16 protein-coding genes are annotated in these 14,744 nt (G+C 62.8%); 11 read left to right on the top strand and 5 right to left on the bottom strand.

The genetic code is table 11. The features are described 5' to 3' along the window. The first annotated feature begins 15 nt into the window (after positions 1-15). Genes ACSFA3_RS17295 through ACSFA3_RS17285 form a run of 3 tightly spaced genes read left to right on the top strand, consistent with a single transcriptional unit; the run spans position 16 to position 2,398 of the window. On the top strand, positions 16-624 hold the full coding sequence (locus ACSFA3_RS17295) for a hypothetical protein (protein WP_435506714.1): 609 nt from the start codon (positions 16-18) through the stop codon (positions 622-624). A 12-nt stretch (positions 625-636) separates the two neighbouring features. Further along, positions 637-1,473, top strand: a complete 837-nt coding sequence (locus ACSFA3_RS17290) for a hypothetical protein (protein ID WP_435506713.1) — start codon at positions 637-639, stop codon at positions 1,471-1,473. After that, on the top strand, positions 1,442-2,398 hold the full coding sequence (locus ACSFA3_RS17285; protein ID WP_435506712.1) for a protein-tyrosine phosphatase family protein: 957 nt from the start codon (positions 1,442-1,444) through the stop codon (positions 2,396-2,398). Before ACSFA3_RS17290 ends, ACSFA3_RS17285 begins: the two co-directional genes overlap by 32 nt. Here the strand turns inward: ACSFA3_RS17285 and ACSFA3_RS17280 are convergent. Together ACSFA3_RS17280 and ACSFA3_RS17275 are read right to left on the bottom strand one after the other, a co-directional pair. Further along, the gene (locus tag ACSFA3_RS17280; RefSeq protein ID WP_435506711.1) at positions 2,395-4,380 is read right to left on the bottom strand and encodes an acetoacetate--CoA ligase; all 1,986 of its coding nucleotides are present in this window, start codon (positions 4,378-4,380) and stop codon (positions 2,395-2,397) included. The two genes, ACSFA3_RS17285 and ACSFA3_RS17280, sit on opposite strands and share 4 nt — an antisense overlap. Then, a complete protein-coding gene (locus ACSFA3_RS17275; protein ID WP_435506710.1) occupies positions 4,377-5,696 on the bottom strand; it encodes a hypothetical protein in 1,320 nt (439 codons plus the stop codon). The genes ACSFA3_RS17280 and ACSFA3_RS17275 overlap by 4 nt, the downstream gene beginning before the upstream one ends. A 48-nt stretch (positions 5,697-5,744) precedes the next feature. On the opposite strand from ACSFA3_RS17275, the gene ACSFA3_RS17270 reads away from it, so the two are divergent. Then, positions 5,745-6,167, top strand: coding sequence for a hotdog fold thioesterase (locus ACSFA3_RS17270; protein ID WP_435506709.1), 423 nt, complete (start codon positions 5,745-5,747; stop codon positions 6,165-6,167). Between the two features lie 9 nt (positions 6,168-6,176). Here the strand turns inward: ACSFA3_RS17270 and ACSFA3_RS17265 are convergent, their stop codons facing one another. Continuing rightward, positions 6,177-6,434: a hypothetical protein gene (locus ACSFA3_RS17265; protein ID WP_435506708.1), complete on the bottom strand. Its 258-nt coding sequence runs from the start codon at positions 6,432-6,434 to the stop codon at positions 6,177-6,179. Positions 6,435-6,555: 121 nt separating this feature from the next. Between ACSFA3_RS17265 and minC the strand changes: the two genes are divergently transcribed. The 6 genes from minC to ACSFA3_RS17235 all read left to right on the top strand — a co-directional run bounded on the left by minC (position 6,556) and on the right by ACSFA3_RS17235 (position 11,895). Continuing rightward, complete coding sequence (minC, locus tag ACSFA3_RS17260; protein WP_435506707.1) at positions 6,556-7,326, top strand: septum site-determining protein MinC; 771 nt, start codon at positions 6,556-6,558, stop codon at positions 7,324-7,326. Between the two features lie 59 nt (positions 7,327-7,385). Continuing rightward, positions 7,386-8,201 (top strand): septum site-determining protein MinD, encoded by an 816-nt coding sequence (minD, locus tag ACSFA3_RS17255; protein ID WP_435506706.1) that lies wholly within the window; start codon positions 7,386-7,388, stop codon positions 8,199-8,201. 3 nt (positions 8,202-8,204) lie between these two features. Then, positions 8,205-8,507 carry a cell division topological specificity factor MinE gene (gene minE / locus ACSFA3_RS17250; RefSeq protein WP_435506705.1) on the top strand — a complete coding sequence of 101 codons (303 nt, stop codon included), beginning with the start codon at positions 8,205-8,207 and terminating at the stop codon, positions 8,505-8,507. A 621-nt stretch (positions 8,508-9,128) separates the two neighbouring features. After that, positions 9,129-11,048 carry a GspE/PulE family protein gene (locus tag ACSFA3_RS17245; RefSeq protein ID WP_435506926.1) on the top strand — a complete coding sequence of 640 codons (1,920 nt, stop codon included), beginning with the start codon at positions 9,129-9,131 and terminating at the stop codon, positions 11,046-11,048. A gap of 22 nt (positions 11,049-11,070) precedes the next feature. Further along, positions 11,071-11,505: a low molecular weight protein-tyrosine-phosphatase gene (locus ACSFA3_RS17240; protein ID WP_435506704.1), complete on the top strand. Its 435-nt coding sequence runs from the start codon at positions 11,071-11,073 to the stop codon at positions 11,503-11,505. Between the two features lie 141 nt (positions 11,506-11,646). Next, positions 11,647-11,895, top strand: a complete 249-nt coding sequence (locus ACSFA3_RS17235; RefSeq protein WP_435506703.1) for a hypothetical protein — start codon at positions 11,647-11,649, stop codon at positions 11,893-11,895. Between the two features lie 34 nt (positions 11,896-11,929). Here the strand turns inward: ACSFA3_RS17235 and ACSFA3_RS17230 are convergent, their stop codons facing one another. Continuing rightward, positions 11,930-12,421, bottom strand: a complete 492-nt coding sequence (locus ACSFA3_RS17230; RefSeq protein WP_435506702.1) for an RcnB family protein — start codon at positions 12,419-12,421, stop codon at positions 11,930-11,932. Positions 12,422-12,551: 130 nt separating this feature from the next. Beyond that, positions 12,552-13,133 carry a cob(I)yrinic acid a,c-diamide adenosyltransferase gene (locus ACSFA3_RS17225; protein WP_435506701.1) on the bottom strand — a complete coding sequence of 194 codons (582 nt, stop codon included), beginning with the start codon at positions 13,131-13,133 and terminating at the stop codon, positions 12,552-12,554. A gap of 91 nt (positions 13,134-13,224) precedes the next feature. Between ACSFA3_RS17225 and ACSFA3_RS17220 the strand changes: the two genes are divergently transcribed. After that, a complete protein-coding gene (locus ACSFA3_RS17220; RefSeq protein ID WP_435506700.1) occupies positions 13,225-14,652 on the top strand; it encodes an FAD-binding oxidoreductase in 1,428 nt (475 codons plus the stop codon). The last annotated feature ends 92 nt before the right edge of the window (positions 14,653-14,744 follow it).

Genomic DNA, 14,744 nt, shown 5'->3' with positions numbered 1-14,744 from the left:
CAGGACGCCATGACAATGATCCGATCGCTTGCGCAAAGTCCACCATTGTCGTTGGCCACCGTCTCGGCTTCGGTCCCCGCACGGATGCGCCATAAAGCCGGACACGATTCCGTATTTTCAGACTCCGAAAAGATTGCCGACGCAGTCGTCAAATTCGATCAGGAGAATTCAGACGTCGGCAATGAAAGACTGGCCGGCCGCCTTGTCGTCGCGGGTGACTATTTCAAGCTGGGTGGTCTTCTTCATAGAAAGCTGATCGATCCGAATACGAAGTCCATAAACAAAAGCAATTCGCTACTTCACGCGGCATTCGGCTTTGTGGACAACCATTTCAATCAGCAACTCGTCGTCTACGAACTGGTTTCCAGTGGTGCCGATGTAGATGCCAAGAACATCTATGGCATGACGCCGCTCGATGTTGCCGTCGGACGCACGAATCCCAACCGGGTGGCGATCGGTCATCTGCTTCGCTTTGGAGCTCAGGTGACCCTTGCCGCGCATCAAAGGGCATTGGGGCTGGCTCGCGAAGGCGATCGACGCCTGTTGCACACCTTCAGAAATCTGAAAGCTCGTCAGGCGAATCCACCTGTCGACGCGTCGCATTTCTTCGGTTCTTTCTTTTGAGGATAACGGTTCATGCAGACCAAATTCAATCTTGCAGCGACGTCGGTTAAAGACAACCCTGTTCTTTTCTCGTCGACCGTTGGACCGTCGATTTCCCCTTCCGGCATCTGGACACGCAAGACGCTCGATACGGCCAAAACGCCGGCCGACCAGTCTTTTCCAAAACCCCTGGGTGCAATGCTGACAGGAACCAACCTAGAAAAACTGGAAAAGAACGAAGCTGCCCATTTGTCTTATCTGCGCGCGCAACTTAAAAATCACAAACTCGACCACCTGAATGTCGGCAACGAAATAGGGCGCGGCGCGGCAAAGACCGCTTACGATCTTCCCGGCACAGGCACGGCGCTAGTAACCATACCCTCAGGACCCTGGGGCCTTGCCGATGAAATCAAGAATATCAATCGTCTGAAAACAGCTGGAATGCCAACTGCAAAAATTCTGGCTGTTGGTAATTACCGGGGTTCCGAGGCCATGGTGATGGAGAAGTTCTCCGAAATCGTGAAGCCAATGCCCCCGACTACCGCGTCTGGTGAAGATTTCGTCAACTCGAGGCTGACCAATCACCGGACTCTCGCTTCTCTCATCAAGATAAGAGACTCGATCGCGAGAGAAAAAATCATTGTCCTGGATCTGCAATTCGGAGTTCGGGGGCCTGGTGAGGCTGACAGCAGGAGTGCGAAAGACCAAATAGGATCGCTGGCTGTTCTCGATCCATTCCAGGTTTGGCCATCGGAAGATGGTTTTGACAACGCTTCACAACTCCAGGACCTGGATGAGTTGATTTCGGCGATACGCGAAAAACTGAGCTCCAGAAGATTTGCTGTTCGACAACCCATCGGACACCACTGAGATGGATTCCGTAACTTCAAAGTCCGGGATTGCGAGAGCGCAGACAGGCCATCGATTGCCGGCCGCAAAGGAAGTGGATTCCGTGCGCGACGCAAGAGCCAACAACTCTCTTGGAAACAATGCGATGCAGCGGGTATTGGCGCCGCTGAATCCTTACGAACGACAGAAAGCAAATCAGCTCGCGCGCACGTTGGCGCCCACGCATCGCGCTTCGGCACGATTCAACGCGTCGACGCCCAGTCATGCGGTCGGGCCCTATTCGGGCACGCAATACACATTCACCTGTTGCCCCACCGAACACGGTGCGCCCGGCACTGGAAATTTCAAGCTCGATGACATGCTCGACAGTGCGTTCAGGTCCGGGACCACCACGACGATGAGTTTGACCAACGAAGGTGATGCGAGGCATTCCACTTATTACAAGCGGAGCCAGACTACGCCAAGCGGCAAGTACACGGTAGCTTCGCACGGAACACCTGAATACACCACGATGGTCAATGAGCGCGGAAGGCCAGTCACCGGTTCCATATTCAAGAACACCGTGCGGAACAACCAGACCGGGCAGATTCAACAGATGAAGATGATCCACGTCAACGGCTGGCCGGATCAAACTGCGATCGAAGCGAAGAACGAGTTGAAAATCCTGTCGGATGTCAGCGCGAACCTCGGTCCGAACGACATGAAAAAAGTCTTGATCCACTGCACGGCGGGTCGCAACCGGACATGCTCCGCCACATCCATATTCGAAATGGCGAATGCGGCGTCCAAAGGTATGAAACCTAATGTGGACGGGGTGCTCGGCTGGTTCAGACAGGCGCGCGTTGCAGATGCAGCAGGCATTCCGTCGCAATTGCAGGCGCTTGCCGAATCGAGCATCCGCCTCGGACGTTTGGCCAAACCCTCAGGCGCCGGATTCGTGCGCTAGTTGCGACTTGCAGTGAACGATTCGTACCAGGCAAGGCATCCGGGATTGGCCATCGCCTCGCGGTTCACTATCTTGTCGAGCGGCTGGCCGAGCAGCAGTTTCTTGATCGGCAATTCCTGCTTCTTTCCGGACAGCGTGCGCGGAATTTCCGCCACCTCGAAGATGTCGTTCGGCTGGAATCGCGGCGAAAGCGAGGTCCTGATGGCATCGTTGATCTTTTCGCGCAGCGCCTCGTCGAGCGTTGCGCCGGTACGCAGCACGACGAACAGCGGCATATAGCTTTCGCGGCCCAGATACTCGAGATCGACGACCATCGAATCGAGCACTTCCGGCAGGCTCTCCACAGCGCTGTAGATTTCGCTGGTGCCCATGCGCAGGCCCTGACGATTAATGGTCGCGTCGCTGCGACCGTAGATGATGCAGCCGCCGTCGTTGCCGATCTTCAGCCAGTCGCCGTGTCGCCAGACTCCCGGGTAAATGTCGAAATAGCTCGACAGGTAGCGCGCATCGCCGTCGTCGTTCCAGAGACGGAGCGGCATCGACGGCAGCGGCTGCACGCACACCAGTTCACCGACATCGCCAATGACCGGTTCGCCTTGCGCGTTCCATGATTCGACGGCAGCGCCGAGTTGACGGCACTGCATCTGACCCGGCACCTCGGGCAGTTCCCGATGGCCGCCGACGAAGGAACTGCAGAAGTCGGTTCCGCCCGAAATGTTGCACCACCAGAGATTTTCCGATCCGGCCGCTTTCAGCTGCGCCGAGCCCCAGCGCTGCACGTCTTCGGCGAGCGGCGATCCGGTACTGCCGAGCGCTCGCACGCGCGACATGTCGCCGCAGCGCGCAACGTCGAGCCCCGCCTTCATGCAGTTTGCAAAGTACGCGGCACCGGCGCCGAAGAACGTGACGCGATGCCGCGCGACGAAACGCCACAGCACGCCCCAGTCCGGCCGCTCCTTGCTGCCGGCCGGGTTGCCGTCGTAGAGCGCGACCGTGGCGCCGAGAGCCAGCCCCGCGAGCTGGCAGTTCCACATGATCCAGCCGGTGGAGCTGTACCAGTGGAAGCGTTCGCCGAAGTTGTTGGCGCCGTAGCTGGCGCCGATGTCGTTGTGCAGCCCGCACGCGTACATCGTGAGAACGACGCCGCCATGACCATGAACGATGGCTTTGGGCAGGCCGGTCGTACCGCTGGAATACACGATCCAGAGCGGATGATCGAAAGGCAGCCATTCGGGCTCGAATGCGGCGACTTCGGCATCGTCGCGCGCGATGGCGGCATTCCAGTCCACCTCGGCAGACGTCGCACGCGATGCGAAAGGCGTCCGCAGCAGCACGAGGTGCCGCACGCTTGGCAACGCGGCGCGCAGGTCCTGCACGACGCCGCTGCGGTCGAGCGGCTTGCCGCCGTAATGAACGCCGTCGGCGGCGATCAGCATCGTCGGCTCGATCTGCAGGAAGCGGTCGATCACGGCTGCGGTGCCCATGTCGGGCGCACAGACGCTCCAGACCGCGCCGATGCTCATGCAGGCCAGTGCGGCGACCATGGTTTCCGGCACGTTCGGCAGATAGGCCGCAACGCGATCGCCGCGCTTCACGCCGAGCGATTTCAACGTCAGCGCGACCGAGGCCACCTGGCGGCGCAGTTCCCGCCACGACAACTCTCGCGTCTCGCCCAGCTCGTTGTCGCTGACTATGGCCGGCATGCCGGCTGCGTGTGCGGCGTCGGCATGCCGCAGGACTTCGCGCGCGTAATTGACCTGTGCGCCCGGAAACCACACCGCACCCGGCATCCGGTTCTCCAATAGAACGGTGCTGTGGAGCGTCGGCGAATGCATGCCGGCATAGTCCCAGATGCTTTGCCAGAACGCATCGAGATCGGTGACCGACCAGCGCCACAGCGCGTCATAGTCGTCGAAAGCGAGGCCGCGCGTCTCGCGCAGCCAATCCTGATACAGCCGAATCTGCGGAATCTGTGGAGTCATTGCGCCCGTGGTCCCTTGTGCGGTTGTTTCTTTTTGCCTTCGCTGCCGAAGATGCGTTCGAGTTGCTGCCCGATGCGCGCGCCGATCGCGGTGCCGACGCCCGGCAGCACCGCCGAACCCACAGCCGCACCGGCCAATGCGCCACCCGTCAGCGAAAGTTCGGGCGCATCGAGCGTGCCTCCGAGCTTCAACGGCACGCCGACCACGCCGTCGACGATGTCCACCGCTGCCTCGCCGTCGAGCTTGCGATTCAGGATGCGCGCCGAACCGGTCGCAGTGAGCAGACCCGATCGCGCCTTCAGGTCGCGGTAGGTCATCTGCGTGCCATCGCTGGTCGCCTGCGTGTCGAGCGTGCCGGACAACTGGTCGAGCGGCGTGCGGCCGCCACGGCTGATGCCGGCGGTCTTCACCGCCGCGGCCAGGTCGAACTTCGTCAATGCGGCAGGGCTGACTGCGAACCGCGTGCGCGTATGCAGGTTGCGCGTGAGCTCGGACATGCCCTCTCCGCGCGTGTCGACTTCGGTTTCGCCGTTGACCTTGCCGGACACAGGCGCGCTGCGGCCGAATGACTTCACCAGAAGTTCGACATCCAGATTGCGCGGCGCCAGCTGCGCGTTGAAAGACAGCTGGCCGCCGTCGGCCACCTTGAACGTCGCGGTGCCGTTCACGGTACCGGCGGCCACGTCGATCAGCACGCGCCAGCGGTCTTCGGCGCTTGCGGTGCTTTCGCGTTCGACGCGAAGACGCGCGGGCGGCGACGCGTCGCGGCGACTGAGCTCGGCCGTCCGCGGGCGCCAGTTCGGATCGAAATCGATGCTGCCGTCGTAACTCAGCGCGATGCCGCGCCGGTCGACCCAGGTCGCGTCGGTCACGCGCAGGTGCGCGAGTGGCGTGTCGGCAAGCTTCCAGCTGCCGATGGATCCGGAAATGCCCGTGTCGCCCTTGCCACCCTTCCCGCGGAAGGCGATCGTCGATTCGCGTGGCACCGCCAGGCCATCGGCTTCCAGGCTGTCGATGCGCACTTCTCTGGCGAAAACGGCGCGCCACGGCATCGCGGCAGCGAGCCGGTGGGCGCGGATCGGCGCGTCCTGCACCGTCGCGACTTCCTCGATCACGATCCGCGGCGACGGAAACGGCGTCCAGTGCAGGCGACCGATCTTCAACTCGACGCCTGTGCGCTCCCTGAACTCCTGTGCCAGACGCGCGGCCAGCTGGTCGTCACTCGGCAGCTTCCAGGCGACGAAGGCGGCGCAAGTGCCGAAAAGCACGACCAGCGAGGTGGCAGCAAAGGTCAGCTTTCGGCGCAGCGGTGTCATTGGCGCAGCTTAGCTATAGTTTTCCTTGCTCTTCTACTGGAGTCTTCCATGACCATCTGGCAAAAACCAATCTCGATCGAGTTCCTCACCGAGAACGCACGCGACACCGCGATCTCGCATCTGGGAATCGAATTCACCGAGATCGGCGACGATTTCCTGCGCGGTCGTGTGCCGGTCGACAAGCGCACCGTGCAGCCTTTCGGACTGCTGCACGGTGGCGTGTCGGTAGTGCTGGCCGAAACGCTGGGTTCGGTCGGTGCGATGTATGCATCGCCCGAAGGCCATCGCGCGGTCGGGCTCGACATCAACGCCAACCATTTGCGCGCGGCGACCGGGGGCTGGGTTACCGGCACGGCCCGCCCGATTCATCGCGGCCGCACGACGCAGGTCTGGCAGATCGAGATGGCCGACGATGCTGGCAATGCGGTCTGCATTTCGCGCATCACGATGGCGATGCTGTTGCCGCGTTGAAAAAGACGCTCAAAGAATGCCCAACGCGAATTTGAAACTGATGACCTGACCGTAGGCTTTTTCAAAGCTCTTGTGCAAAGCAGCTCGTTGGGCGTCGATCTCCTTTTGAATGGGCCGAACGAAAATGCCGGACTCCTTCGGTGAAACGTCGCCATCGTTTGCGTAGGCTTTGATCCGCGAATCTGCCGGTGCCAAATGTCTTATCTGCATGTCTTCGATTCCAGGATTGTTGAATTGGCAATATGGGAAGCGAGACGAAATGACCATTCAGGCATCGTCCTAAATCACACGTGTCGTCGAAACACTTTGTCGCGCAGGTCTGCGCTGCAGGCGTTGCTCCGAACCGCGACGCCGTTAGACTTCAACGCTTTTCGGACGACTTCTACCTATGGCCGATGCATCCGCCGCGCGCACCAAGGCGGTATTCGAATTCAAGAGCGCCACGCTCCCGCTGATCGCGGTCATCCTCAAGACGGCCGACCTTTCGCTGCTGGCCACCGCGCTCGACCTGCAACTGGCCGACTCGCCCGATTTCTTCGAGCAGGAGCCGGTGGTCATCGATCTTTCGCAACTTCCCGAAGACGACGCCTCCGCCGCCATCGACTTCCGCAAGCTGCGCGACATGCTCGCCCGCCACCAGACGCAGCCGATCGCGGTCCGCGGCGGCAGCGCCGAGCATCACGTGGCGGCTCGCGCAGCCGGACTGTCGATCGCCGAAATGCCGGCCGCGCCTCTGCCCGCCGCCCGCGCGCCTGCGCCCGCGCAACCGGCTCCGGCTCCGGCGCCCGAAGCGCCGCAGATCGTCCGGGAAGTCACCGTGCCCGCGGGCGCCACGCTCGTGATCGACAAGCCGTTGCGTTCGGGCCAGCAGGTGTACGCCCGGGGCGGCGACGTGATCGTGCTGGCGGTCGTGAGTTTCGGCGCCGAAGTGATCGCCGACGGCAACGTGCACGTCTACGCGCCGCTGCGCGGCAAGGCGATCGCCGGAGCGCGCGGCGACACGGCTGCGCGCATCTTCACGACCTGCATGGAAGCGCAGCTCGTCGCCATTGCCGGCATCTACAAGACGTCGGAAGTCGACCTGCCGAAGAACCTGCAGGGCAAGCCGGTGCAGATCCATCTGGACGGCAAGAAACTACTCATGGAACCCATCGTCTGATGGCCCGTCCACGCAAACAACACGACCGCAAAATCGAAAACCGGAACAGGAACAGAACAATGACCAAAATAGTGGTGGTGACTTCGGGCAAGGGCGGCGTCGGCAAGACGACGACGAGCGCGAGTTTCGCGTCGGGCCTGGCGCTCGCCGGCAAGAAGACCGCAGTGATCGACTTCGACGTCGGCCTGCGCAATCTCGACCTGATCATGGGTTGCGAACGCCGCGTGGTGTACGACCTGATCAACGTGATCCAGGGCGAAGCCAACCTGAACCAGGCGCTGATCAAGGACAAGCAGTGCGACAACCTGTTCGTGCTCGCTGCCTCGCAGACGCGCGACAAGGAAGCGCTGACGCAGGAAGGCGTCGAGAAAGTGCTGAAGGACCTGTCTGAGATGGGTTTCGACTACATCGTCTGCGACTCACCGGCCGGCATCGAGACCGGCGCCATGATGGCGATGCATTTCGCCGACGAGGCGCTGATCGTCACCAACCCCGAAGTCTCCTCGGTGCGCGACTCCGACCGCATCCTCGGCATGCTCGGCAGCAAGACCAAGCGCGCCAAGGACGGCGGTGATCCGATCAAGGAACACCTGCTGATCACCCGCTACAACCCGAACCGTGTCGCCGGCGGACAGATGCTGTCGCTCGACGACATCAAGGACATCCTGCGTATCGAGCTGATCGGCGTGATTCCGGAATCGGAAACCGTGCTGAATGCGTCGAACCAGGGCGTGCCGGCGATCCACGACAAGGGCACCGACGTGTCCGAGGCGTATACAGATGTCGTGGCCCGCTTCCTCGGCGAAGAGCGCCCGATGCGTTTCATCGACGCCGAAAAGCCGGGCTTCTTCAAGCGCATCTTCGGAGGGAAGTAAGCCATGTCGTTCTTCTCCTTCCTTCTCGGCGAAAAGAAGAAAACGGCGAGCGTCGCCAAGGAGCGGCTGCAGATCATCCTCGCCCACGAACGCGGCAGCCTGGGCGGCAAGCGGCCCGAATACCTGGCCGATCTGCAGCGCGAGCTGATCGCCGTGATCTCGAAATACGTGTCGATCAGCCCGGAGGACATCAAGGTGAACCTCGAACGCCAGGACGACCTCGAAGTGCTCGACATCAAGATCGAACTGCCCGAGAAGCTGCCGACGCCGCCGGTCAAGCCGGCGCTGAAGCCTGCCGTCAAGTAAGCCGAAAGGTTCAATCACAAAACACGGTTTTCGGGGGGCGGTCCGGGGGTAGTAAAGTTGTCTGTTGCGCCTGGAGTTTTGCCGATGACGACATCAAGACCGCTTGACTGGAACCCCCCGAAAGACAGCCGGGAAGCGAAGGTATTTCTCTGGCCAAGCCCGCCGGACGTGAGCTATCCGCCGGCAGTTCCTCAGTCCGAACCGCTGGCCTGCGAGATCCTCGGCCTCAACGACAAGCGTGTCGCCGGCCGCATGACCTTCTTCGTGCCCGATGAGGGCGTTGCCCATGTCCAGTTGCCGCAGACACGGACCACGCTGCCGCTGCGTTTCGACCAGTTCCGCGCGCTGACGCTGACAGCACCGATCGAGCCCTTGCTGCCACCCGCGATCGATCCGCGCACCGGCACGCCACGCCAGCCCAGCCGCACGCATTTCTGCGTATTCCTGAAGAACGACACCGAACTCCAGGGCGAGACCATCGGCCACGTCGAAACGCCTTTCGGCCTGTTCCTCTTCCTTCCGCTGGACGACTACGGGCGCGTGCAGCGCAAGTTCGTGCCGCGCGTCGGTTTCCATCGCTTCGAGATGAACCTCGCGACACCGTCGACGGCGGCCGACCCTATGCCACCCGATGCTGCGCCCGACGAATCCTTCCTGTCCCGAGTCGTGACCGCGCCGGCGCAACTGTTGGCGGCGCTGGCGCACCAGGCGCAGATGCCGCTGGTCCGCATCGGCGAGGCGCTGACCTCGCTCGGCATGATCACCGCAGCGCAGCTGAGCGACGCGCTGGCGCAGCAGCGGCTCGAGCGCCGCACGCCGCTGGGCGAGTTGCTGGTGCGTTCCGGCGCCGTGACGCGGGCGCAGCTGCAGATCGCGCTGGTCCGGAAGATGGGCTATCCGCAGGTCGACGTGGACGTGTTTCCGGCCGAGCCCGATGCGCTGCGCAAGATCAGCTACACCGCGGCGCAGCGGCTGCAGGTGATGCCCCTGATGATCCACGAGGGTCGCCTCATCGTCGCGCTCGACGATCCGGCCAACCGCCGTTCGGCGGTCGACGAGGTCGAGTTCATCGCGCAGATGAAGACGATGCCGGTCCTCGCGCAATGCCTGCAGCTCGACCGGACGCTGAGCGCCGCCTACGAAAAGATCGGCGCAGCGTCGGAAGGGCGTTTCGCGGCCGGAAATACGCTGCAACCGATCGAATTCGACGGCGGCAAGACGGAAGAACTGTTGCAGACGCTGGAGAAGGAGGGCTTCCAGGACGCGCCGGAGGAAGATGCGCCGATCGAGCAGTCCGACAATTCGCTGGTCCGCATGATCAACCGCATGGTGCTCGACGCGCACCAGGCACGTGTGTCGGACATCCACATCGAGAGCTATCCGGGCACCGAGAAGATCCGCATCCGCTTCCGGAAAGACGGCCAGTTGCGCACCTACCTCGAGCTGCCGCACAACTACCGCAACGCCATGATCGCGCGCATCAAGATCATGTGCGACCTCGACATCAGCGAAAAGCGCAAGCCGCAGGACGGCAAGATCAACTTCGCGAAGTTCTCGCCGCAGCACAAGATCGAACTGCGGGTCGCGACGATCCCCACCAACAGCGGCCTGGAAGACGTGGTGATGCGGATCCTGGCGTCTGCCAAGCCGATTCCGCTGGAGCGGCTCGGCCTGTCGCCATACAACCTCACGGCGCTCAAGCGCTCCGTGGAGCGGCCCTACGGCATGGTGCTGTGCGTCGGACCGACCGGTTCTGGCAAGACGACGACGCTGCATTCGGCGCTCAGCCACATCAACGTGCCCGAGCGGAAGATCTGGACTGCGGAGGATCCGATCGAAATCACGCAGCCCGGCTTGCGGCAGGTGCAGGTGAATCCGCGCATCGACTGGACGTTCGCGCGGGCGCTGCGGGCTTTTCTGCGAGCCGATCCGGACGTCATCATGGTCGGCGAAATCCGCGACGAGGAAACCGCGAAGGTCGCGGTCGAAGCTTCGCTCACGGGTCACCTGGTGCTGTCGACCCTGCACACCAACAGCGCGCCCGAAACCGTGACGCGCCTGCTCGACATGGGCATGGATCCGTTCAACTTCGCCGATTCGCTGCTTGCGATCCTGGCGCAGCGGCTGGTGCGCCGCATCTGCCCGGCCTGCCGAACGAGCCGGCCGGCGACGGAGGACGAGGTCGAGGAGCTGCTGTCCGACTACGTGCATGTCTTCGGGCCCGATTTTCCGGCGGCGGACCGCGCTGCAATTCGGGCGGGCTGGGTCGAGCGCTATGGCATCAACGGCTTGCTGCAGACCTATCACTGCCCGGGTTGCGCGCAATGCGACCAGACCGGTTTCGACGGTCGCGCCGGCCTGCACGAGCTGATGGTGATCTCGCGCGAATTGCGGCATCTGATCCAGACCGGCGGCCGCGCAGAGGCATTGCAGGCCACCGCGCTTCGCGAGGGCATGCGCACGTTGCGCCAGGATGGCATCGACAAGGTGTTCGCCGGACAGACCGCTATCGAGGAGGTGCGGGCCACCAGCAACGTCTGAGGCTGGCCACGCACAATCCCTTATGAAAACCGTTCTGATCGTTTGTATCGGCAACATCTGCCGCAGCCCGATGGCCGAGGCGATGCTGTCGGCCGCCCTGCCCGGTATCGCCGTGTCTTCGGCCGGAACCGGTGCGCTGGTCGGTCAACCGGCCGACGAAATCGCGCAAACCCTGATGAACGAGCATGGGCTGGACATCGGTGCGCACCGCGGCCGGCTGCTCAACACCGCGATGTGCCAGCAGGCCGATCTGATCCTGACGATGGACAACGAGCAGCGTCGCTTCATCGAGGAGCGATACCCGTTCGCGCGCGGAAAGGTGTTTCGAATTGCCGAAACCGCGAAAGTCGATGTGCCCGATCCCTATCGCCGGGGTCGTGCAGCTTTTGACGATGCATATCGTCTGATCGATGCCGGCGTTTCAAACTGGGCTGAAAAAATAAGGAAATTCAAATAATTTCACGGTTGCGCAACGCCTGGGGAATAGAAGTTGCTACGACGGATTCGCAAATATGTCCAAATGAGACTTCGCGCTGAGACATGAGGCGCGTACATTGGCGACAGTCCCTTATCAGTCAGCTTCTCGAACGGATCATTCATGGCATCGACCCAGAAGGCGCGAATCGAATTGAAGATAGCCACGGCAGCGGCTTTGCGAGAACGGTTGCGGCAAGGTTTGCCGCTCACGGTATCCAGGCTCAATCACCGACAGGCAGACCAGATCGAAGACAGCGACATCGATGCGTATGTCGGCTTGAACTGGCTCGAATGGCAAGGTGGCGGCCTGCGGCTGACCATCACCGGGAAGAATGTCTGCGCCCAGATGACGGCGCCCAGCCTGGGCTGAGCGCGCGTTGCAGCCATCCGGCTGACGGTCTGGATCAGCGGTTGACGATGATCTGCGCGATGATGCCGGTCGCGATGGCGGCAAGGGCGAATTCACCGCCGACGCCCACCCATTGATAACCGCGCGGCGGCGCCTGTAGCTGATACGCCCGGTAGTCGTTCACGACATAGTTGTGATTGCGATATTCCGGCGGAAGACGACCGCCGCGACGCCAGTCGGCGGGACGCGGCTGATAGCCGTTGCGGTCGTAATGGCTGCCGGGCCGATAGTCCTGGCGCGCGTCGAAACGATGATCGCGGCGGTCGTCGCGCCGATCGTCCCGACGGTCGCGTCGATCGTCCCGGCGGTCTTCCCGACGATCCTCCCGGTGGTCGCGGCGATCTTCACGCTGTTCCTGGCGCGGGCCGCCCGGGCCGCGGTCGTCGCCTCGGCCCTGTGCGAAGACGCTGCCGGCGCCCATGCACAGTGCCAGCACGGCGGCGCCTACGGTCATCGCCTTGCGGCTCGTCGATTGCTTGTTGTTCATGTGGAACTCCTTCTGCGTGAATGAGGATTGCAGTCTCCGTCGTCCCTGTATCGCCGACGCCGTTGCGTCGTTCGCGGGACGTGAATACTGTAAGGAGATGTATTGTGCGCCTCCTCAGGTCAGAGCTTCGTCAGTCAAGTGTCGATGCAGCGCGCGCCATGCGCTCGCTTTTCCAGTAGACATCGTCGCCGCCATCCACGCGGTTCAGCACGCGAGCCAGCACGAAGAGCAGATCGCTGAGCCGGTTCAGATACTGGCGCGGTGCCTCGTTGACTTCCCCTGCAGCGCTTGCCATCCCCAGCGCCACGACCGCCCTTTCTGCCCGTCGCGCGACGGTACGGTTCACGTGGGCCAGCGAAGCAGCGCGAGTGCCGGCCGGCAGGATGAATTCGGCCAGGCGCGGCAATGCGGCGTTGTGATCGGCCAGCGCGTTGTCGAGCTGCAGCAGCGCATCGGGTTTCAGCAGCGTGTAGCCGGGCATCGACAACTCGCCGCCGAGATTGAAGAGCTGATGCTGAATATCGACCAGCAACTCGCGCACGGCGTCGGGCAGCGGCTCGCAGAGCAGCACGCCGAGGTTTGAATTGAGCTCGTCGACATCGCCCATCGCGTGCACGCGAAGGTGGTCCTTCGGCACGCGGGTGTTGTCGCCGAGGCCGGTGGTGCCGTCGTCGCCGGTGCGTGTGGCGATCTGCGTGAGTCGGTTGCCCATGATGGTTGCTTTCGTTGTGCGGATTGATGCGATTCGTAGAATGGTAGACCGCCCGAGCGCACACGCGCAAAGCACATCAGGAGACAGACCGATGAATGCACCGACCGATCTTTCACACATCCTGCCGGACATCGCCGCCGTGCGCGAGACGCCCGCCGCGCTGATCGATGCGCTCAAGGCGCGCTTCGGCGACCGCTGCTCGACTGCCCTGTCGGTACGCACGCAGCACGGGCGCGACGAATCCTCGTTCGACGCGCCGCCGCCCTCCGCCGTGGTCTTCGCGGAAAGCACGGCGGACGTGGCCGACGCCGTGCGGCTGGCGAGCGAGTACAGCGTGCCGGTGATCCCGTTCGGCGTCGGCTCGTCGCTCGAGGGCCACCTGCTGGCCGTGCAGGGCGGCATCAGCATCGACGTCTCGCGCATGAATCGCGTGCTGTCGATCGACGCCGACGACCTGACCGTGACGGTGCAGCCCGGCGTGACGCGCAAGCAACTCAACGACGAACTCAAGAGCACCGGCCTGTTCTTCCCGATCGACCCCGGCGCGGACGCTTCCATCGGCGGCATGACGGCGACGCGCGCCAGCGGCACGAATGCGGTCCGCTACGGAACGATGCGCGAGAACGTGCTGGCGCTCGAAGTGGTGACGGCCGACGGCGAGACGATCCGCACTGGCACGCGCGCCCGCAAGTCGTCGGCCGGCTACGACCTGACGCGGCTGATGGTCGGCAGCGAAGGCACGCTCGGCGTGATCACCGAAATCACGGTGCGGATCTATCCGTTGCCGGAAGCAGTGTCGGCGGCGATCTGCTCGTTCCCGAGCATCGAGGCGGCCGTGCGCACGACCATCGAAATCATCCAGCTGGGTGTTCCGATCGCGCGCGTCGAGCTGATCGACGTGAACACGGTGCGCATGGTCAACGCTTACGCCAAGCTCGGCCTGCGCGAGGAACCGATGCTGCTGATGGAGTTCCACGGCTCGCCGGCCGGCGTGAAGGAACAGGCGGAAACGGTGCAGGAACTGGCCAGCGGCCACGGCGGCAACGCATTCGAATGGGCCAGCACGCCCGAAGAGCGCACCCGCCTCTGGACGGCGCGCCACAACAGCTACTTCGCGGCGATCCAGTCGCGCCCCGGCTGCCGCGCCATCTCGACGGACACCTGCGTGCCGATCTCGCGGCTGGCCGACTGCCTGCTCGATTCGGTTGCGGAAGCCGATGCCAGCGGCATCCCGTACTTCCTGGTCGGCCACGTCGGCGACGGCAATTTCCACTTCGGCTACCTGATCGACCCGAACGACCCCGACGAACGGGCGCGCGCCGAAGTGCTCAACCACGCACTTGTTTCACGTGCCATCGCGCTGGAAGGAACCTGCAGCGGGGAGCACGGCATCGGGCTGCACAAGATGGATTTCCTGGTGACTGAAGCAGGCGCCGGCGCTGTGAACATGATGCGGACGATCAAGCAGGCGCTTGACCCGAAGAACATCATGAATCCGGGGAAGATTTTCCGGGCCTGAGCGCGAGACCGTTGCGCCGTAATTGAATAGCCGTTCGGACTGAGCCAACCTACCGTTCGGACTGAGCCAACCTACCGTTCGGACTGAGCTTG

It is taken from the genome of Variovorax glucosi, assembly GCF_051216695.1.
Taxonomy (GTDB): domain Bacteria; phylum Pseudomonadota; class Gammaproteobacteria; order Burkholderiales; family Burkholderiaceae_C; genus Variovorax.
Note: the sequence above shows the minus strand (reverse complement) of the source record. Positions and strands in the feature narration are given on the sequence as shown.